At 29.7% G+C, this 19,037-nt stretch carries 19 protein-coding genes; 13 read left to right on the forward strand and 6 right to left on the reverse strand.

The features are described 5' to 3' along the window. On the reverse strand, window positions 1-891 hold the full coding sequence (locus D1815_RS17345; protein ID WP_118388520.1) for an AraC family transcriptional regulator: 891 nt from the start codon (window positions 889-891) through the stop codon (window positions 1-3). Window positions 892-1,091: 200 nt separating this feature from the next. On the opposite strand from D1815_RS17345, the gene hemA reads away from it, so the two are divergent. The 9 genes from hemA to D1815_RS17390 all read left to right on the forward strand — a co-directional run bounded on the left by hemA (window position 1,092) and on the right by D1815_RS17390 (window position 8,508). Beyond that, on the forward strand, window positions 1,092-2,342 hold the full coding sequence (hemA, locus tag D1815_RS17350) for a glutamyl-tRNA reductase (protein ID WP_118388522.1): 1,251 nt from the start codon (window positions 1,092-1,094) through the stop codon (window positions 2,340-2,342). Next, window positions 2,342-3,256, forward strand: coding sequence for a hydroxymethylbilane synthase (gene hemC, locus D1815_RS17355; protein WP_027394362.1), 915 nt, complete (start codon window positions 2,342-2,344; stop codon window positions 3,254-3,256). Before hemA ends, hemC begins: the two co-directional genes overlap by 1 nt. Continuing rightward, window positions 3,257-3,919, forward strand: a complete 663-nt coding sequence (locus D1815_RS17360) for a uroporphyrinogen-III synthase (RefSeq protein WP_118388524.1) — start codon at window positions 3,257-3,259, stop codon at window positions 3,917-3,919. Continuing rightward, window positions 3,916-4,941 carry a uroporphyrinogen decarboxylase gene (hemE, locus tag D1815_RS17365; protein ID WP_118388526.1) on the forward strand — a complete coding sequence of 342 codons (1,026 nt, stop codon included), beginning with the start codon at window positions 3,916-3,918 and terminating at the stop codon, window positions 4,939-4,941. The genes D1815_RS17360 and hemE overlap by 4 nt, the downstream gene beginning before the upstream one ends. 1 nt (window position 4,942) lies before the next feature. Next, window positions 4,943-5,431: a hypothetical protein gene (locus D1815_RS17370; protein WP_118388528.1), complete on the forward strand. Its 489-nt coding sequence runs from the start codon at window positions 4,943-4,945 to the stop codon at window positions 5,429-5,431. Between the two features lie 80 nt (window positions 5,432-5,511). Beyond that, on the forward strand, window positions 5,512-6,303 hold the full coding sequence (locus D1815_RS17375) for an EI24 domain-containing protein (protein ID WP_108802752.1): 792 nt from the start codon (window positions 5,512-5,514) through the stop codon (window positions 6,301-6,303). Window positions 6,304-6,308: 5 nt separating this feature from the next. Beyond that, complete coding sequence (gene hemF / locus D1815_RS17380) at window positions 6,309-7,211, forward strand: oxygen-dependent coproporphyrinogen oxidase (RefSeq protein WP_118388530.1); 903 nt, start codon at window positions 6,309-6,311, stop codon at window positions 7,209-7,211. A gap of 161 nt (window positions 7,212-7,372) precedes the next feature. Then, entirely contained in the window at window positions 7,373-7,984 is a 612-nt protein-coding gene (locus tag D1815_RS17385) for a hypothetical protein (RefSeq protein ID WP_027394356.1), read from the forward strand. A gap of 125 nt (window positions 7,985-8,109) precedes the next feature. Further along, window positions 8,110-8,508, forward strand: a complete 399-nt coding sequence (locus tag D1815_RS17390) for a hypothetical protein (protein ID WP_118388532.1) — start codon at window positions 8,110-8,112, stop codon at window positions 8,506-8,508. A gap of 4 nt (window positions 8,509-8,512) precedes the next feature. Here D1815_RS17390 and D1815_RS17395 read toward each other — a convergent pair whose 3' ends face one another. The 5 genes from D1815_RS17395 to D1815_RS17415 all read right to left on the reverse strand — a co-directional run bounded on the left by D1815_RS17395 (window position 8,513) and on the right by D1815_RS17415 (window position 14,384). Then, the gene (locus tag D1815_RS17395; protein WP_233557486.1) at window positions 8,513-10,015 is read right to left on the reverse strand and encodes a carboxypeptidase-like regulatory domain-containing protein; all 1,503 of its coding nucleotides are present in this window, start codon (window positions 10,013-10,015) and stop codon (window positions 8,513-8,515) included. 233 nt (window positions 10,016-10,248) lie between these two features. After that, window positions 10,249-11,757 carry a carboxypeptidase-like regulatory domain-containing protein gene (locus D1815_RS17400; protein WP_118388536.1) on the reverse strand — a complete coding sequence of 503 codons (1,509 nt, stop codon included), beginning with the start codon at window positions 11,755-11,757 and terminating at the stop codon, window positions 10,249-10,251. 192 nt (window positions 11,758-11,949) lie between these two features. Beyond that, a complete protein-coding gene (locus tag D1815_RS17405) occupies window positions 11,950-12,387 on the reverse strand; it encodes a hypothetical protein (protein ID WP_118388538.1) in 438 nt (145 codons plus the stop codon). A 22-nt stretch (window positions 12,388-12,409) separates the two neighbouring features. Continuing rightward, the gene (locus D1815_RS17410; RefSeq protein WP_118388540.1) at window positions 12,410-12,601 is read right to left on the reverse strand and encodes a class I lanthipeptide; all 192 of its coding nucleotides are present in this window, start codon (window positions 12,599-12,601) and stop codon (window positions 12,410-12,412) included. A 94-nt stretch (window positions 12,602-12,695) separates the two neighbouring features. Further along, window positions 12,696-14,384, reverse strand: coding sequence for a helix-turn-helix domain-containing protein (locus tag D1815_RS17415; protein ID WP_118388542.1), 1,689 nt, complete (start codon window positions 14,382-14,384; stop codon window positions 12,696-12,698). A gap of 661 nt (window positions 14,385-15,045) precedes the next feature. Between D1815_RS17415 and D1815_RS17420 the strand changes: the two genes are divergently transcribed. From D1815_RS17420 to D1815_RS17435, 4 genes are all read left to right on the forward strand, one after another. Further along, complete coding sequence (locus D1815_RS17420; RefSeq protein ID WP_118388544.1) at window positions 15,046-15,615, forward strand: RNA polymerase sigma factor; 570 nt, start codon at window positions 15,046-15,048, stop codon at window positions 15,613-15,615. A 390-nt stretch (window positions 15,616-16,005) separates the two neighbouring features. Further along, window positions 16,006-16,200, forward strand: a complete 195-nt coding sequence (locus D1815_RS17425; RefSeq protein WP_118388546.1) for a hypothetical protein — start codon at window positions 16,006-16,008, stop codon at window positions 16,198-16,200. A 13-nt stretch (window positions 16,201-16,213) separates the two neighbouring features. Next, on the forward strand, window positions 16,214-16,396 hold the full coding sequence (locus D1815_RS17430; protein ID WP_118388548.1) for a hypothetical protein: 183 nt from the start codon (window positions 16,214-16,216) through the stop codon (window positions 16,394-16,396). 182 nt (window positions 16,397-16,578) lie between these two features. Next, complete coding sequence (locus D1815_RS17435; protein WP_118388550.1) at window positions 16,579-19,035, forward strand: erythromycin esterase family protein; 2,457 nt, start codon at window positions 16,579-16,581, stop codon at window positions 19,033-19,035. Window positions 19,036-19,037: the final 2 nt, after the last annotated feature.

Below are 19,037 nucleotides of genomic sequence, written 5' to 3' on the forward strand. Positions count from 1 at the left end.
TTAACTAAGATTCATGACATATTTTTTTGGGGTAGTCCCAAATTTCTTTTTAAATGCAGCTATAAAGTGGCTTGCTGTGCTATATCCTACTTTTAACCCTACTTCATTAACATTATGACTTCCCGAAGCTAATAATTGACGAGCTACTTCCATCTTGTAATCAAATAAAAAAGCATATACTGGTTCTCCATAAATTTGTTTAAAACCATCTTTGAGCTTGCTAAGGGGTAATCCAATTTCTTTAGACAACTCTTGAAGTGTTGGAGGTTCTGCCATTTTCGAAATAATAATTTCCTTTGCTTGTTTGATTTTAAGAACATTTTCTTCGTCAACAAGAAAAGGACATTGATCAATATCCGCATCTTCTGGTTTATTAAAATATAAACTTAATAATTCATAAGATTTGCCTTTAAAATACAATAGCTTGATAGAATTATGTAAATTATAATTTAAAATTTGGTTTAGAACTACGACCATAGAAGGAGAAACATCTGCATCGGTATAATATTTTTTATCTCTATTTCCCTCTCCCAAAAATGGAATATAGTCTGCTTCTTTTGAAAATAAAGAATGAAATTTTTTAATGGAAATTAGAAGAGATATCAAACAAGAATCTTTTTCCATCTCTAGGTTCATTGGTAAATCACGTTGTGGATTGTAAAGCAGAAGAGATTTTTTTTCTGGTAGCGGTATTGCATAGCTTCCATTATTAAAATTAAATTTCATGCTACCTTTAATACAGAAATGAAATTGAATATAACTACTATCAATATCTCTTATAATACGTTGACTATCATTAGTTTCATTTTGAAACTTGAGAATATAAAAACCATCCTCTATAATGGTTTCTTCAAGAATTCCTGGAGCGTTATTTTTTAATTGTATTTCCATATTTACAATAATATTTATTTAGAACAAATCTAAACAATTGAATTAACAACCTTTGGTACTTATACAAAAATAGGTGTTTTTACGTGATTTTGTGTTTTTGAAGCCATAAAGAACGTATTTCGATACTTAAAAAACTTCTAGCGTTATTTTTTAGAGTGGATCTGGGATATTTTTGCTACGGAAAAAATTGAGACAACCCAATGGAACCTCACCTACGTACTAAAGGAGCTAATTTTTATACAATTGGTCTCAGCTATAAAAAAGCTGATGCTGAGATACGTGGTCATTTTAGTATAAATGAAGAAGCAAAGACATTAATTCTTAAGCAGGCAAAGGAAGAAGGAGTAGAAGGACTTTTAGTAATGTCTACGTGTAACCGTACTGAACTGTATGGTTTTGCACAACATCCGTTTCAATTGATTAAACTTTTATGTGAACATACACATGGAACTGTTGAGGAGTTTGAGAAAGTTGCATATGTTCATAAAAACAGCAAGGCAGTTTCGCATTTATTTAGAGTAGGAACTGGATTGGATAGTCAGATTTTGGGTGATTTCGAAATTATAGGACAAATAAAAGCAGGTTTTCGAGCTTCTAAGAAAATCCAAATGATCAATCCGTTTTTAGAACGATTGACAAATGCGGTTATCCAAGCTAGTAAACGTATCAAAAATGAAACTGAGATTTCTAGCGGTGCAACATCGGTTAGTTTTGCTGCGGTTCAATACATTTTGGCACGTGTTCCTTATGTATCTGATAAAAATATATTGTTATTTGGTACTGGAAAAATAGGAAGGAATACTTGCGAAAATCTAGTAAAGCATACTAAAAATGATCATATTGTTTTAATTAATCGTACTCGAGATAAGGCTGAAAAAGTAGCAGGAAAATTTAACCTGATAGTTAAAGATTATGATAATCTTAAACAAGAAGTTGATCATTCTGATGTATTAATTGTGGCTACTGGGGCTCAAAAACCTACAATTACTAAAGATAGTATTAGTACGGATAAGCCATTACTTATTTTGGATTTGTCTGTTCCAAAAAATGTGGATATCAATGTCACAGAATTACCAAATGTTACTTTAGTCCATATGGACCATTTGTCTAAAATTACAGATGATACATTGCAACGAAGAAGAGTCCATATCCCTAAAGCAGAAGGTATTATTGATGAAGTTAAGTCGGAATTTGATAGTTGGTTAGAGACTAGAAAATTCGCACCAACAATAAAGGCATTAAAAAATAAATTGGCTTCTTTTAAGGATGCGGAAATCAATTTACAACGCAAAAAGTTTTCGGATTTTAACGAAGAACAGGCGACAATAATTAGTGATCGTATTATCCAAAAAATTACAAATCACTTTGCAAGTCATCTTAAAGATGAAAACACTTCTTCTGATGAAAGTATAGAATTGATTCAGAAAGTATTCCAAATACACAATAAGTAGTGCAAAATAGAACAATTCGAATTGGTACGAGAGATAGTGAGTTAGCGCTTTGGCAAGCTCATACGGTACAAGATAAGTTAAAAAACCTTGGATATACTACAACATTAGTACCTGTAAAGTCTACAGGAGATATTGTTTTAGATAAACCATTGTATGAATTAGGAATCACCGGAATTTTTACCAAAACCTTGGATATCGCGATGATTAATAATGATATTGATATTGCTGTTCATTCTATGAAAGATGTTCCTACAGCTTTACCAAAAGGAATTGTAGAAGGAGCGGTTTTAGAAAGGGCTAATGTACAGGATATTCTATTACACAAAGGACTTGACTTTTTACAATCGAAAGGAACAATTGCCACTGGAAGCCTAAGAAGACAAGCGCAGTGGTTGCATAAATATCCAGATCATTCTGTTGTAGATCTAAGGGGAAATGTAAATACCCGAATGAAAAAGTTAGAAAATAATGATTGGAATGGAGCTATTTTTGCGGCTGCTGGATTAGAGCGAATTAACTTAAAACCAAAGAATTATTTAGACCTAGATTGGATGATTCCAGCTCCTGCTCAAGGAGCTATGTTAGTGGTAGCCAAAGAGGAAGATTTATATTGTTTAGAGGCACTTTCTCATCTTGACCACGAAGAATCTAAAGTATGTGTGCATATAGAAAGAGAATTTCTACGAAAACTAGAAGGAGGTTGTACCGCGCCAATTGGAGCTTTGGCGACTATTAAAGATGATCAAATCAATTTCACAGGAGTTTTAATGAGTTTAGACGGAAAAGAAAAAATTGATATTGCTAAATCGATTAACCTTACCGAAAGAGATGGGTTTGGAATACAATGTGCTCAGGAAGTTCTAAACAAAGGTGGTAAAGAATTAATGAAGAAAATTAAAGCAGACTTACAATAATTGAATGCTAATGCTACCATATTATCCACAAGAAAACTCTCCTCTTCTCAAAAAGAATTGTTGTTAAATTCTGGAATTGGATTTGTTGAGTATAACGCAATCGAAATTGAGTTATTGGAGCTTGAATTTAATCGAGATATAAAGAATGCCATTTTTACCAGTAAGAATGCAGTAAAGGCTATTCAAAACTCTGAATTTATTATAGAAAATTGTTTCTGTGTTGGAGAGAATACTAAAAAACTATTGGAAGAAAATGGACAAAAAGTTGTAGAAATAGCTCAGAATGCTTCAAATTTGGCCAAAATTATAGTAAAAAGCTATAAAAAGGAGCAGTTTTACTTTTTTTGCGGAAATATGAGAAGAGCGGAATTACCTTTAACTCTAAAAGAAAATACCATTCAATTAGAACAAATTGTAGTGTATAAAACACATATGAAATCTAAGAAGTTCGACCGTACATTCGAAGGGATATTGTTTTTTAGTCCATCAGGAGTACAAAGCTATACTATGACTAACACAGTAGATGAAAGCATGGCTTTTTGTATAGGAAATACAACAGCTTCTGAAGCTAAAAAACATACTAAGAATTGCATTGTTGCTAACAAACCAACCGTTGAGAATGTTCTTGTTCAAACGGTAAAATACTTTTATAAACGGATATGATAAAAAACGATTTATTTCTTAAAGCTTTAAAAGGAGAAACTGTAGATCGACCTCCAGTTTGGATGATGCGTCAGGCAGGAAGATATTTACCAGAGTTCATGGCGTTAAAGAAGAAGTACGATTTCTTTACAAGATGTAGAACACCAGAGTTAGCATCAGAAATAACAGTTCAACCTATCGATATCATAGGTCCAGATGCAGCAATCCTATTTAGTGATATTTTGGTAATTCCACAGGCTATGAATATCGAAGTAGAGATGAAAGATGGTATTGGTCCTTGGTTGCCAAACCCAATTCGATCTCAGGCTGATGTGGATCAAGTTATTGTTCCGGATATTGATGAAGAGTTAGGGTATGTTATGGATGCTATTTCTTTGACAAAGGAAAAGTTAGATAACAGAGTTCCACTTATTGGCTTTGCGGGGTCACCTTGGACAATATTGTGCTATGCTGTGCAAGGACAAGGTTCTAAGAATTTTGATAAAGCAAAAGGTTTTTGTTTTACACAACCACAAGCCGCGCATCAGTTGTTACAAAAGATTACAGACACTACCATAGCCTATTTAAAGAAAAAAGTAGCTACTGGAGTGAATGCTGTTCAAGTGTTTGATAGTTGGGGAGGAATGCTTTCTCCTGTGGATTATCAGGAATTTTCTTGGAAATATATTCAACAGATTGTGGATGCTCTAAAGGATGAAACAGAAGTTATTGTTTTTGGTAAAGGCTGTTGGTTTGCATTAAATGAGATGGCTAATTCAGGAGCAGCTGCTCTTGGCGTTGATTGGACTTGCTCGGCACGAAATGCGAGATACCTTACCGGTGGAAATATTACATTACAAGGAAATTTTGATCCGTCTCGATTATTATCTCCTCCATCAGATATTAAAAAGATGGTTAAGCAGATGATAGACGAATTTGGTAAAGATCGATATATAGCAAATTTAGGGCATGGAATTTTACCAAATATTCCTGTAGATAATGCCAAAGCTTTTGTAGATGCCGTAAAAGAGTATAAGGTGTAGAATGAAAATTTGGAGCCTGATTAAGAAGTTTAATTTCTGGCAATTATTTAAGGTTGCTGGCTTAGTATTAAAAAAACCACAATACATATTTCCAACATTAAGAGCTACTAAAAAAACACTGGTTATCTGCGATTCGTTATATGGACAAAATCATCATAAGAATGGAAAAGCAAATGCCTTTAGACACGCGATATGGAATGTATTAATCTGTCAGAACGTGTTTAAGATTTCTAAAGATGAAATTAAAGCCATTACTTGGTCAGATAAGGTAACCACATTGCACGAGAAATTAGCACCTAATGGAGATGTTCCAAAAGCAATGGATTTACATAACAATCAATTGGGGAGAAGATATTTTAGAATACTTAAAATTGCTACGGAATGTGAGGTAATTGCCTTTATAGAAGAAAAACTACAACAAGCGAAACTAGTTATAGGAATTGAAGAGATAACAAGTTTTTCTGAAGATTTAGTATATCTTTCAGAGTAAACCCATTAGAATATCTATAAAATTTTGAAACAAAACTATTAAAAGTAATACTTATAAGGAGTTAACCAAATTTTCTGATTATGATAAAAAATATAATTAATGGTATCAAAGCATATTTTGGAGGTTTTGCATTAATATCAAAATTGGGTCTATGGAAATACTTCGGTATCCCTATTCTTATTAGTTTTTTAACAGGAATCCTATTTGTTACGTTAGCTTGGTTTTTATCTGATCCTTTGGGTAGTGTGATAGCTAAAGCTTGGGTATGGGATTGGGGTTCTGAGACATTTACGGTGATCAGTAAATATTTTAGTATTCTATTGATATTGGCTTTGGGATTGGTGCTATATAAACATATTGTAATGGCATTATCCGCTCCTTTTATGAGTCCAGTTTCAGAAAAGGTAGAGGCACATCTTTTAGGGGATAAACACGCTAATCATGAACATAGAAATACTTCGTTTAGACAGCAATTGATGAGAGGTATTCGTATCAATGTTAGAAACTTATTTAGAGAATTACTTTTTATTATTCCATTACTTATCCTAAGTATTATTCCTGTAATAGGAATATTAGCTACTATATTAATCTTTGCAGTACAGGCTTATTATGTTGGTTTTGGTAATATAGATTATACAATGGAACGCCATTTTAAATACAAGGATAGTATTGAATTTGTTAGAAAAAATAGAGGAACAGCAATTGGCAATGGTATTGTATTTATGCTGATGTTATTTATTCCTATAATCGGATTTATAATAACGTTACCAATTTCTGTAGTCGCTGCATCTTCAGAAACAGTTAAAATATTAGATAGGGAAGGTCTTATTAAAGTAGATACTCAACAAAAAGTTTCTAAAATTGAAGCATAATAGAGATGAAAGAAAAATTTTATCAGTACATACAAGATTTACAAGATACTATTACAGCTGGTATAGAGAGCTTGGATGGTGCCGCTAAGTTTAAAGAAGATATCTGGAAACGACCGGAAGGAGGCGGAGGTAGAACGCGTGTAATAGAAAATGGTAGAGTTTTCGAAAAAGGAGGAGTCAATATTTCTGGAGTTCACGGCAAGTTGCCTAAAGCCATGCAAAGTTATTTTAAGGTAGGCGATGTAGATTTTTTTGCGTGTGGATTATCTTTAGTTCTGCATCCTAAAAGTCCTATGATACCAACGGTACATGCTAATTGGCGATATTTCGAAATGTATGATGCCGATGGTATTATTGTAGATAGTTGGTTTGGAGGTGGACAGGATCTTACACCGTACTATTTATTTGATGAAGATGCCAAACATTTTCATACGGTGTCTAAAATAGCTTGTGATAAACATGATTCAGAGTTTTATCCTTTGTATAAGAAAAAATGCGATGAATATTTCTATAATGCCCATCGAAATGAGGGACGTGGAGTGGGAGGTTTGTTTTTTGATTATTGTAAGAAAACTGAAAAAATGAGTATGCAAGATTGGTATGATTTTGTAACCGAAGTTGGCAATAGTTTTTTAGAAGCGTATGTACCTATTGTAGAAAAAAGAAAAGAAATAACCTATTCGGATGCACAAAAGGATTGGCAGGAGATAAGACGTGGTAGATATGTGGAATTTAATCTTGTGCACGACAAAGGAACACTTTTTGGACTAAAAACAAATGGTAGAATTGAAAGTATTTTGATGAGTTTACCACCGCAAGTACAGTGGAGGTACGATTTTCATCCAGAAGCAGGTACAGAAGAGGCACGATTATTAGAAGTATTAAAGAATCCAATTGAGTGGGTGTAATCCTACGAAAAACAATTGAAAAACCGGTAATAGTTAAATATTAATTCGTTAAAATGCATAAAAATTAGGATAAAGTGTTGATAATAAGGTTTTTTTTATTATATTGCACGCACTTATGGGGCTTAGTAATAAATTTTTAACCAATTAACACCCAGAACCCTATGAAAAAAATTCTACTATTATTAACTGTGATCCTTCTGACCGGATGTCAATATTTCGAGGGAGGTAAGCAGAAAACCAAATTTTCAAATTTCTCAAAAAACACAATCGAATTTCGTAAGAATACAATAATGCTTACGAAGGGGTACGAAAAAACAAGTCCAGATCAATTTAAAGTTAGATTAGATTCCCTTACGGATAGCCCTAAATTTAAAAAGATTGCCTTAGAGGAATTGAAAAAAATTGAAGACAAAAATGTTGACTTTCAACTTTTTGTTGATGAGAAAAATGTGGAAAATTATGTGTTTATTTATGCTTGTGATTATTTTCAATTAGATGAGCATAGAGCTGCTACAGTGGTAGAAGCCTTAAGTAGACAATTAAAAGACGAAGCACTTAGCCAAGAAGTTCGTTACAAAAGAATCCACGGAAGATTTTTCTTTACTCCAACATCAAAGATTGTAAAGTTAAAATATCTGAAAGGATATAAATTAGAAAAGAAATATCAAGCTGAGTATATTGTAGCGTCTAGATCCGGTGGTATTGGGCTGCTAATAAGTAATCTTGAGAACGTAGATTTCGAAAATTCTATTAAAAGATTAGCTTCGAAATAACGCAATAATTCCAATAATGTTAATTGGTTTTATTTAAAAACTATAAAGGTATTGATGTTCTGATCAATACCTTTTTTTTGTCTTAACCGCAAAGTCTTTTGTATTTTAGAAATCAATATGAATTTATGAGAAAAGTTTTACTGATAACAATTTGTTTGGTTAGTGCTAGCTGCGCTCGAAAAGTGGAGCCTACTGTGGAGAATATTAATAAGATATTTGCTTCTCAGGATTTTACTTTCGAGTTTCATAAATTAGGAGAGACAAAGAAATCAATTAGTTTTAGAGATGATTATTTAGTATATAAAAGTGATCAACCAACATTGAGACGAGAGATTACGTATGATGAGGTATTGTTAATCAATGATTTTATTCAAAACATAGTAAACTCACATCAAAATGATTTAGATATAGAATCTTCCTCGTATTATATTCTTAAGAATACTGCTTATAAGACTACCATAATCTCGGAACAAGAAGATTTTTATTTTGAAGCACTGTTAAAGACATTGAAATTAATAGAGTAATATTTTACTCATCTTCTATTGCTTCTTCTATGGCCTTAAATTGCTTGATTGCAGTATTAGGTTCTATGATGTTATATCCTTTCCAGAAATTTGGATCGTATTGAGATAAATAAGTGGACTGTACATTTTTATTTTCCTTACTGGTATTATATTCAGATTCAGAAATACTTTTAGCGTCAAACACAATTATCTCATATTTATTTTTAGCATAACTAATTACATCAAGATTAAGAGATAACTGATTTTGCTTATTCCTTCCTTTTACATATTTATTTTTTTCTATGATACTTAATGGCCTATCTACCCCGAATTTATTTTCAGTAATTTTTTCGATAAACTTTACACCATATTTACCATCAAAACCTTTCTCAAAAATCGTGGTACCACTATAACCATTTTCTTCAAAACTTACACCTAATAAGTTAAAGCTCCGTAAGCGTTTTACATTTTTGTAATCAATTCTTATAACTGCGAAATCTTCTGTATTGACATATAAAGTTCCTTTAAAATCTCCTCTTCTTTTAGGTGTAAATTTGATTACGTAAACTCCAATATCACCTAAAATAGTATAATCTACACGTTTAAAAATATATCTGCCAGAATTTTTAATTACATTTAATTTGGTGTCTGATTGATAAAATGTTTCGTTAAAAAGATTCTTAAGATTCATTTTTCTGGATTTGAAGAAGAAATTCTCTTTGCGGTTTTCAATTCCATCTGCTATATCTTTAGCATCCTGATTAGCTTTTAGAATAGAATCTACCTGTACTTTTTGGCTAAAGAGTCCTGATCTTATCTTTATGTAAGAATTAGGCTTTACATTATCTTTAAAGATCTTCTCCATTTTCTTAAAGACTCCTTCTATGGAACCGTTATTGTTTTTGTCATATAACCGAGCTCCTTTAATGACATTAAGCTTTTGTTTATCCGTATTTCCATAAAAGTCACATAATGCTTCTGCGTAAAAAACAGAATTTTTAGGGATTACTTTAGATATACTATCCACAAGCTTTTCATCGATCTCTTCTATGGTAGATTTTTTAAACTCAATATCCATTTTTTTAATATAGTTGGTATTGGTTTCTCTAAAAAATAATCTGTTTTTGGAAAGATCTGATCTATAATTATCTTCCATATTATCATCCACATTATCTATGATATCATCAATATCTAGATCTTTATTGGATATAAATACACTTTTTAATTCTATTGCTTTTGGTTCTATATAGATAATACTATCCGTAATATTTTGTACTGCAACTCCCACTGTAGAATACCCCATTGAAGATATGTAGATAGAGTCAATTTTAGATTGAATATCGTCTAAAGTAATATTAAAGCTTCCTTCTTCATTTGTAACTACGCCTTGATTTTCTCCAATCTGGATAGTAGCATAGGGAATAGGTTGATTGGTTTTTTTATCAAATACTTTAGAACTTATGGTTTGGGCTTTCATTGAGATAGCGATCATCCATATCCCAAGGGTTAATAATACAATCTTATTCATTTTCATAGGATCAGTAGATTGGTAAAATTATACTATAAAAGTATAGTTTTCGTCGTATGTATTACATAGTTACGACGAAAAACTATACCATTATGGTAATATATTCTTAAAATAAGACGAGATACTTACTGATTTATAACAACAAATGAGATGAATTATTTAGAAGCACTAATAATAGTATTGTTTATGATAGTTCTTTAGATAAACCTGGTAAAACAATATGATCTAATATTTTATGATTCTCCTTCTATCGCTGTAAATTGTTTAATAGCAGTATTTGGTTCTATAATGTTATATCCTTTCCAAAATTCTGGATCGTATTTAGATAAGTATTGTGGCTTGATACTTTTATTTTCTTTACTACTCTCATATTCGCTTTCTGTAATAGGTTGAGAGTCGAAAACTACTACTTCGTATTTACTAATTTCGCCAGCACCGATATCTAGTCCTAGAGATAGTTCATTTTGTTTACGTTTACCTTTTACGAATTTATTTTTTTCGATGATTTTAAGTGGTCTGTCGATACCAAAAACATTTCCTCTTGTTTTTTCTATATATCGAACACTATATTTTCCATCTGCACCTTTAGTAAAAATCGTTTTACCTTTATACATCGTATCATGAAAACTAATACCAAGTAATCCAAAATTCTTTAGATTCTTTACGTTTTCATAGTCAACTCTCATTACTGCAAAATCTTGAGTGTTCACGTAGATGGTTCCTTTAAAATCCGCACCTCTTTTAGGTTCAAAATTAATAATGTATACGCTACTATCATCGATGGTGGTGTAATCTATTAATTCAAATTTATAACGTCCAGATTTATCGATAAAGTTTAATTTGGAGTCTTCCTGAAAAAACATACTGGATAGAAGGTTCTTTAAAGATGATTTTCTATAGTTTAGAAAATAATTTTCTTGATTCTTATTAGGTTTTTCTACTTCATTTTTTACTTCAGCTGCTTCTTCATTAGCATCAAAGATAGAATCCATTTGTACTTTAGTACCTAATATCCAGCCTGATTTGATTTTTAGGTAAGAGTTAGGTTTCACATTCTTCTTTAGAATATCTTCTAATTTTTCAGATAACGCTTCCATAGATCCATCATTACTTTTATCATACAGTTCTGCGCCTTTTATTATGTTAAGCTTTTGCTTATCAAAATTACCATAGAGATCACATAATGCTTCTGTGTAATAAGCCGATTTTCTCGGAATTATCGAAATCACACTATCTATAAACTTCTTGTTGAATTCTTTTATAGTTGATTTCTTGAATTTAATATTCATCTTATTAAGATCACTAAAATCAGATTGTCGGTAAAAAAGCTTTTTGTGAGATAAATCCTTGCTGTAGTTTTGACCTACATTTTCTTTTACATTGTCAATTATCTCATCAATACTTAGATTCTTATTAGAAATAAAAACACCACTTAATTCTATCGCTTTGGGTTCAATATAGATAATGCTATCTGTAATGGTATTTAATGCGATACCTACTTTTTGATATCCCATAGAAGAAATATAAATAGAATCTATTTGCTTTAGTTGCTCGTCTAGAGTTATACTAAATTTTCCTTCTTCATTAGTAATGATTCCTTTATGTTCTGATAGTTGTATAGTAGCATAAGGAATTGGTTCGTTTGTTTTTTTATCAATTATAGTTGAGCTGATAGTTTGTGCTGATAAAGCCAAACTTGATAAAAGAGTTATTGATACTACTGTAAGTTTTTTGATATTCATGATTTGATGATTTCGTTTTTTGATGTACGTATTTATATAGACGCAAATAAATTTATAATGGTTGCCTGATCAATAAATATACCAAGAAGACGGATGGTAGAATAAATTGTTACAAAGTGTTAAAAAAAGAAAATCACGATCGAAACTATTGTTTCATATCGTGATTTTCAAATCAGATTACCATTTAATACTCTATGTTATTTTTCTAATTTCTTTTAAGAGTTTAACTCCTATATCAATTACAACTATTATTATTCCAATTAGGGGAATAATAATACTTAGAATCATTGATCCGATATCAGGATCATTTCCTTGCCCTGTCATATCTCCAAAATTCTTACTGTGGAAAAAGTCAGATATTAAAATTGAAAATATAACTATTATTAAACTTGTTAGAAGATATTGAATTCTTTTAAAAGTAAACTTATTAAACAAAAATTTATTTATTTTAATAAGGATAATAGGAAGTAATAAAAAAGTATATACTCCTTCAAAAATTGTCACATATACTAAGTAATCAGACTCCATATGCCAAAATGGTTTAAGCAATAAATGGGGAAAAATAGCAAAAAAGATATTAATTAGTATGATTAGAAATACTCTTAATATAATTAAAAATACAGAACTCATATAAAACAATTTTGCAAATCTGTTACCATTTAATAAATGACCTTAATAGACATACTTGATTTTGATCACTATCACCATTAGGGTCTGTACAAGTATTATCAGTGCTATTTGTAGGATTTGTAGTTAAAGGATCTCCTCCTTTAATTGATTTTTTTTGGTTATTATTTAGTTGAGCAATACGTGTTTTCTCCAATTTTAATTTTTTTTCTTTCATTTCTTTTTGTTTTAGTTTTGCTCAAATTTAATAAGAATTTGTTAGAGAATGGATTTGGTTTGTTAGGGTATATGTCGTTATTTATAAATATCGACTATTTTTTATTCAGTTGTTTTATGAAATATGAAGGATATAATCCTGTTTTTTTGTGGAATGCTTTAGAAAATGATTCTGTGTTTTTAAAGCCTACTTCTTCAGAGATTGCTTTTATAGAATATAGTTTAAATTGAGTATTGCTATTTAATTCATTAATTGCATAGTCAACTCTAAGATCATTAATATAGTTTGAGAAGTTTTTGTTTTTAGTGAAATTTATAATTTTAGAAAGGTAGGAAGAATTTGTCTTTAGTTCTTTGGCTAAAATAGACAATGAATATTTAGAATTTAGAAATTTTTTTTCACTTTCAAAAATATGCAAACCATCTATTATTTGCGTAATAATTTCTTTGGATATTTTTAGTTTATCTAGTTTGTTTTGATTTGTTTTTATATTTGATTTGTTTTTTTGAACTTCTTGTTTTTCTAAAAGAGTTTTAAATTTCAATTTATATTTTTTTTGTCTATAATAATTAAATATGAAACCAAAGAATGTAACAAATAGAAGAGTAAAAACACTATAAATTATCTTCCAAAAAACTTTATTTTCTTTATCAATTTTTTTTGAAATCAATATGGGAGTATAATAATCTTTTATAATATTTGTTTGTAGGTGTTTATAATTATCATTTAGGACTTTATCAACTTCAACAAGTTTTTCCGTATATATTAATTGTTCTTTGATTTGTTTTTTTTCTTTATAATACTTTATAAGTAATTCATATCCCTCTCTAATATCAGGTAACACATCATTTTGAATTTGAAAAATTGTATCTAATTTTTTTAAATATACAATTGATTCATCTTTTCTATCAGTTTCATATAGAATTTTACCTTTATAAAAATAGGCTACTGCTAAATTAGGTTTGTTATCCATTTTTTTTAAGAAAGGAATTGCTTTTTCAATACTATCTAAAGATTTTGAAAGTTCTTTTGCCCCATATAGAGTAACACCAGAACTTAATACAAATAGATTATAAAAATCTTTCTTTTTGGATTTTAAAGATTTTGATATACCGATACTATTAAAATATGCTGAAGAATCTATTTTTTTTGCTTTGTATGAAGCCACAGATAACGCGTGATAGGTATTTAATAATAAGGTAGTGTCTGTTTTTGTAATTTCTTTGTCCTTAAGATATTTTGGATATTCTTTTAATATGTTTATTGCATCCTGATGATTCCCTATACGATCAGTTAAAATTGAAATCATATAATTACTGTAGAACATAAGGTTGGAATTACCTTGTTTTCTTGCTAGTTTATTTGATATAAGTAAATTATCTATTGCTTTTCTAAATTCTCTATCTTCATAATGTACATAGCCTTTAAATAAATATGATTTTGAAGGATATACGAAATTATGACGATCTTTAACTTTTGCAATTGCACTATCTAAATATTTTAGATACTTCTCATTTGAAGATAAAGCCCCAACATAATGGTAACCCTTAACAATTTCAATTTTGCTGTTGTTCTCTTTTGCTTTTTTTAAATAAGACAAGGCATATTTATAAGCTATGGTTTTATTATTTTCTTTATTAGATTTATATGTTTGATATAGTCTATTGTAGCCTAGTTCCTTAAGAGAATCAGGAATAACGTTATTAATCTGTTTTTGTGAGAAAACATAACAATTAATAAATAAAAGGAAATAACAAATTATTTTATCAGGATTTTTTGGCATTATAATTTGTAATTAGTTGGAACTTATAATATGTAGTTAAAAAATGATGATTTATTAATTTTCATAAAAGATGTATTAAAAACTATTATTATTTTAATTAATTATTGAATTTTATTATTTCAAATTTTAATTAATCTAGATATAGTTTTACTATTGAAATTTTAGTCGAAATAATATATTTTTTAGAGCACATTATGTCTTTTAATATTATAATTACTTTTTGTTCTAGAGTTAAATTTAATTTTTTCACGAAAACATAAAAACTTGATTATGTTTCTTTTAATTACTATAGTCTTACTCTAGATTTATAAATTATCTGCTCTAGATTCATAAATCACGACCAAGTGCTCTTGCATTAACGTAATTCTCATACATATATTTGTCTCAACATAAAACGTAGTTCAAAAATCTGATCAGTGACAAAACTACTATAAAAATTAATAATAATCTTATAGGATTCCGTAATGAGCTTAAATGGCTTAGTGTTTAAAAAATAAACTAATTAGTCTGATCCTAATAACTCAATAATTAAAGTTTTTAAATAACCTGTTGCAACCAAGGGTTGTTAAGTTTTATAGGCGATGTCTGTTGTCATCGATAGGGGTTTTACATTCAAATTTTAAAGAAAAAGAGCAAAAAAGTAAAGTAAGGGAAATAACATATGAACTCAACAAAAAATCAATATATCGTAGAAGGATTCATCTCAGGCAATGATGATGTTCTAAAATCATTTTATAAGAAAAATCTACCATCTGTTAGAAAAATCATTCTAAAATACCACGGCACTACCGAGGATGTAGAAGATGTTTTTCAGGAAGCAATGATATTAGTGTATCATAAATTACGAACAGGGGATCTAGAATTATACCAGTCGATTCATGCATATTTTATTGGGGTTTGTAAAAATATTTGGAAAAATCAATCAAGAAAAAAAAGAATGTTAGAATACAATGAGCCTATCGTTAAAAAAGCAGAGGACAATGATGTGTCTTTGTACGATAAGATGACTATTAGGGATCAAGAAGAAGTGTTTTATAAACATATAACTAAACTTACGGATAGCAGCAGATTGGTATTAGGATTATTTTTTGAAGGGAAAAGTATGCGTGACATAGCTAATAGTACTGGGTATACGGAAGGGTATACCAGAAAAAAGAAGTGTATGATTAAAGATCGTTTATTTCAGATGGTACAAAACGATCCATTATATGATGAGTTGGCAGTGTGCTAGCGGGTAGGAAATAGGTGACGATAGAGAGTACAAAGTATTAAGCAATAAAAAGCGCTAATAAGATTGTAAGATAAATCAGATTAGATATAAAGATATTAAATTGTCACATCGAGTACTGATATTTTAGGAGCAGTTTTTAGAAATTTAAGAAGTTATTTTATGAATTTCTAAAAATAAACTTAAACTTTTTTAATCTAGGCGGTAACATTTTATAATAAGTAGACATAGTATTATAGAAACCTTAATTGAAGACAGATCAAATCAGAAACTTAATTAATCTAAAAAGCCTGAAACAAGTTCCATAATTAAAGATAAACCGTTGCGCAGCGGACAAGGCGGAAACCGAAAAGCCTTTTATAATAGAGTAGGTAATAATTCAATACTTTTTATATGAAAAAATTGAAATTAAAAAACTTAAAAGTAAAAGAAGTTTCAAGAGAGAGCAAATCTTCTATTAAAGGAGGTTTCCTCTCAATTGGTCACGCTTGCAGTCATAGAAATCATTGCGATAGGCTTCAGACTCGTTGTTATGACGGTGACGCACATGGCGGTGGATGTGAGGAAAATGATGAATTAGCTCTATAAAAAAAATAAAAAAATGAAAAAACTAGAATTAAAAAATTTGAAAGTAAAAAAAGTTTCAAGACAAGAGCAACTATCTGTCGAAGGAGGTTTCTTATCTATTGGAAATGCTTGTAGTCAGAGAAATCGATGTCTTAGACTACATACTAAAGATTGGGGAGCTATTAATGAAGTCTGCACTAATGGCACAGTCTATTAATACAAAATAAGTGTATTTTATTACTGTCCAATAAGGTAAAAAACTTTTATTGGGCAGTATATTTGTTCTAATAACTTGTTTTTTTTATGTCAAAACATTTAATATCAAAAACACTTTAACACAATTTGTAATTTCATATTATTAAAAAAACAAACTATTAAATTTATCTAAAAAAAGTATTTATGAAATTTATTTTAAAATCAAAACATACTCTATTTCCTATCCTAATTTTTCTGAATATACAATACGTATATTCTCAAAATCGAAATACGTTTTTTTCTGACGTTGATTTTGCTTCAGTAGACATTGTACTGCTAGGGGAACAAACACATGGAGATGGAGCTACATTTGATGAAAAAGTAAAATTGATTAAATATTTACATCAACATCTTGGTTTTAAAATAGTTGCTTTCGAAAGTGGCCTGTACGACGTGTACAAGGCTTATGAACTGTATTCTTCAGGAAAAGAACCTATATCTGTATATAAAAAAGGAATATATTCTATCTGGTCTGAAACCAAAGCTTTCAAGGAGTTATTAGATTATGTTCTAGCTCATAAAGAAATGAAAATTTTGGGATTTGATTCACAGGGTTCAACATTGTTTAAAAATTATTTTATACAGGATTTAAGAATTATGATGAGAGATAGGAATATTAAGGTTTCAGAAAAGAACTTAGAAAAAATAGAAAAACTATTAGTAATTAATGATTTTGAGGAATATTTATATCAATCTGAGGAGTTTAACAAAGTTACACAGGAACTTTTGAAAATCTTAGGTTTTTTAGATGCTATAGAAAACAAGAGAATTAAAGAAAAGGTAATCGTCCAATCCTACAAAAGTGCTATCAATGATTTAAAATCTTTATATGCTGCACAACTTGACGAAAAATTACCCGTACAAAACGAAAGAGACCTACAAATGGCAAATAATTTTTTCTTTTTAAAAAATTTATACCCTAACGAAAAGTTTATTCTCTGGGGTGCAAACTATCATTTCGGAAACGAAGTTTTTAATTTTAAGTACACCGAGCAAACAGAAGATTATATAAGGAAAATATATGTTCAAGAAAAAAAAATCATTGGACACAATCAAGTTTCCTTAAAAGAACAAATAAACGAAATCAAAGAATTACAATTAGCTAAGCCTATGGGGTATTTTTTGAAAAAAAAATATCAAAACACCCTTTACTGTATAGCTTTTACTTCTTTTCAAGGAAATTATTTAGGATTACACGACAAAATCATTCCTATTGTATTACCTCCTGAAAATAGTATTGAAAAAAAATTAAACGAAAACAATGGAACTACTTCTTATGTGGATCTTGATAATTTCAATAATGAAGAACTGTATTCATCTAATTTAGGATATCTACCCATTTTAGCGAATTGGTCCAATGTATATGATGGAATATGTTTTGTGCCAGAAATGTATCCTCCAAAAAAAAATGATTATTCAGAAGAAAACAGTTTGTCGGAGGACCCTGTAGATGATATAAAAACTTTTAAAGGTTTCGTATTGGATGTGGAAACCAAAAAGCCGATTCCATATGCCGATATTTATTTTAATGTTAGTAATAGAAGTAGCGTTTCAGATGAGAATGGGTTTTTTTCGATATCCGTTGGAGATCAAATAAAAAACAAAGGAGTTATCTCTTTTTCTGGAATTGGCTACATTACCAGTAGTATTAATTTTGATTCTATAAAATCTTTAGAAAAAATATACCTAAAAAAAGATAAAATTACTGAGCTTGATCAGGTAGTGATTTTATCAAAAAGAAAATTAACAGCTACTAAAATAATGAAAGAAGCAAAAAAAAGAATAAGAGATAATTATGTTCAAAACCCCTATAATCAAATTTTTAAATATAAGGTTGAAGGATTTGATAAAGATAATAATCCCTCTTTTTATGAAGAAGCCCTAATCGACACATATAACTCGAAAGGTCTGTATGGTTCAAATACGGTTGAGAATAACATATTTGCTGAAATATTGAAACTTTCGTACTTGCCAGATAAATATAGTAAAGAAAAATGGCGAGGAGTAGGTGACTTATGGATTACTTTAAATAAAGACATTATTTTAAGCAAGTCCAATGTATTATATAGAACATCATCCTATGATTTAAAACTTATCGGTAGTAAAATTTATAATAAAAAAAAGGTTTATGAAATCCAATTTGTAAACAATAAACCTGGTGCATATTCTACAGGCTATGGGTATCCAGCACCTAAAAATTCGTCTGGACTTATTTATATAGACTCAGAATCTTATGCTATCGTAAAATACGAACATTGTATTGTGAGAGAAAAATATAAACCGAAAAGAGCCAATTATACCGTCAGTTCTACACACAAAATAACTCAGACCTATAAGGAGATCAATGGTAAATATTTCATTAATCTTTTTCAGATTGCAAATAGTTTTGAGCGCTGTTATGAGGGGGGTAATAGTACTTGTAAATCTTTTTTTAACACTAAAACTTTAGTTTCGAATGACATCTCATATAATGACACTAAACCGATTAAGAGACCTTTGATGAATATGAAAAGAGGTTTTAACTTAAAACAACAACGAGCCAAATCAGTAAATATCAAAGACCTTGACCTTAAGTTTATAGGTTTTACAAATTGCAATTAATT

Origin of the sequence: Aquimarina sp. AD1 (assembly GCF_003443695.1) — a bacterium.
Lineage (GTDB): Bacteria > Bacteroidota > Bacteroidia > Flavobacteriales > Flavobacteriaceae > Aquimarina > Aquimarina latercula.

Excerpts from the sequence above, each read along its gene's own strand:
- D1815_RS17345 (WP_118388520.1), bottom strand. The coding sequence starts at position 891 with ATGGAAATACAATTAAAAAATAACGCTCCAGGAATTCTTGAAGAAACC.
- hemA (WP_118388522.1), top strand. The coding sequence starts at position 1,092 with ATGGAACCTCACCTACGTACTAAAGGAGCTAATTTTTATACAATTGGT.
- hemE (WP_118388526.1), top strand. The coding sequence starts at position 3,916 with ATGATAAAAAACGATTTATTTCTTAAAGCTTTAAAAGGAGAAACTGTA.
- D1815_RS17370 (WP_118388528.1), top strand. The coding sequence starts at position 4,943 with ATGAAAATTTGGAGCCTGATTAAGAAGTTTAATTTCTGGCAATTATTT.
- D1815_RS17375 (WP_108802752.1), top strand. The coding sequence starts at position 5,512 with ATGATAAAAAATATAATTAATGGTATCAAAGCATATTTTGGAGGTTTT.
- hemF (WP_118388530.1), top strand. The coding sequence starts at position 6,309 with ATGAAAGAAAAATTTTATCAGTACATACAAGATTTACAAGATACTATT.
- D1815_RS17385 (WP_027394356.1), top strand. The coding sequence starts at position 7,373 with ATGAAAAAAATTCTACTATTATTAACTGTGATCCTTCTGACCGGATGT.
- D1815_RS17390 (WP_118388532.1), top strand. The coding sequence starts at position 8,110 with ATGAGAAAAGTTTTACTGATAACAATTTGTTTGGTTAGTGCTAGCTGC.
- D1815_RS17395 (WP_233557486.1), bottom strand. The coding sequence starts at position 10,015 with ATGAATAAGATTGTATTATTAACCCTTGGGATATGGATGATCGCTATC.
- D1815_RS17400 (WP_118388536.1), bottom strand. The coding sequence starts at position 11,757 with ATGAATATCAAAAAACTTACAGTAGTATCAATAACTCTTTTATCAAGT.
- D1815_RS17405 (WP_118388538.1), bottom strand. The coding sequence starts at position 12,387 with ATGAGTTCTGTATTTTTAATTATATTAAGAGTATTTCTAATCATACTA.
- D1815_RS17410 (WP_118388540.1), bottom strand. The coding sequence starts at position 12,601 with ATGAAAGAAAAAAAATTAAAATTGGAGAAAACACGTATTGCTCAACTA.
- D1815_RS17415 (WP_118388542.1), bottom strand. The coding sequence starts at position 14,384 with ATGCCAAAAAATCCTGATAAAATAATTTGTTATTTCCTTTTATTTATT.
- D1815_RS17420 (WP_118388544.1), top strand. The coding sequence starts at position 15,046 with ATGAACTCAACAAAAAATCAATATATCGTAGAAGGATTCATCTCAGGC.
- D1815_RS17425 (WP_118388546.1), top strand. The coding sequence starts at position 16,006 with ATGAAAAAATTGAAATTAAAAAACTTAAAAGTAAAAGAAGTTTCAAGA.
- D1815_RS17430 (WP_118388548.1), top strand. The coding sequence starts at position 16,214 with ATGAAAAAACTAGAATTAAAAAATTTGAAAGTAAAAAAAGTTTCAAGA.
- D1815_RS17435 (WP_118388550.1), top strand. The coding sequence starts at position 16,579 with ATGAAATTTATTTTAAAATCAAAACATACTCTATTTCCTATCCTAATT.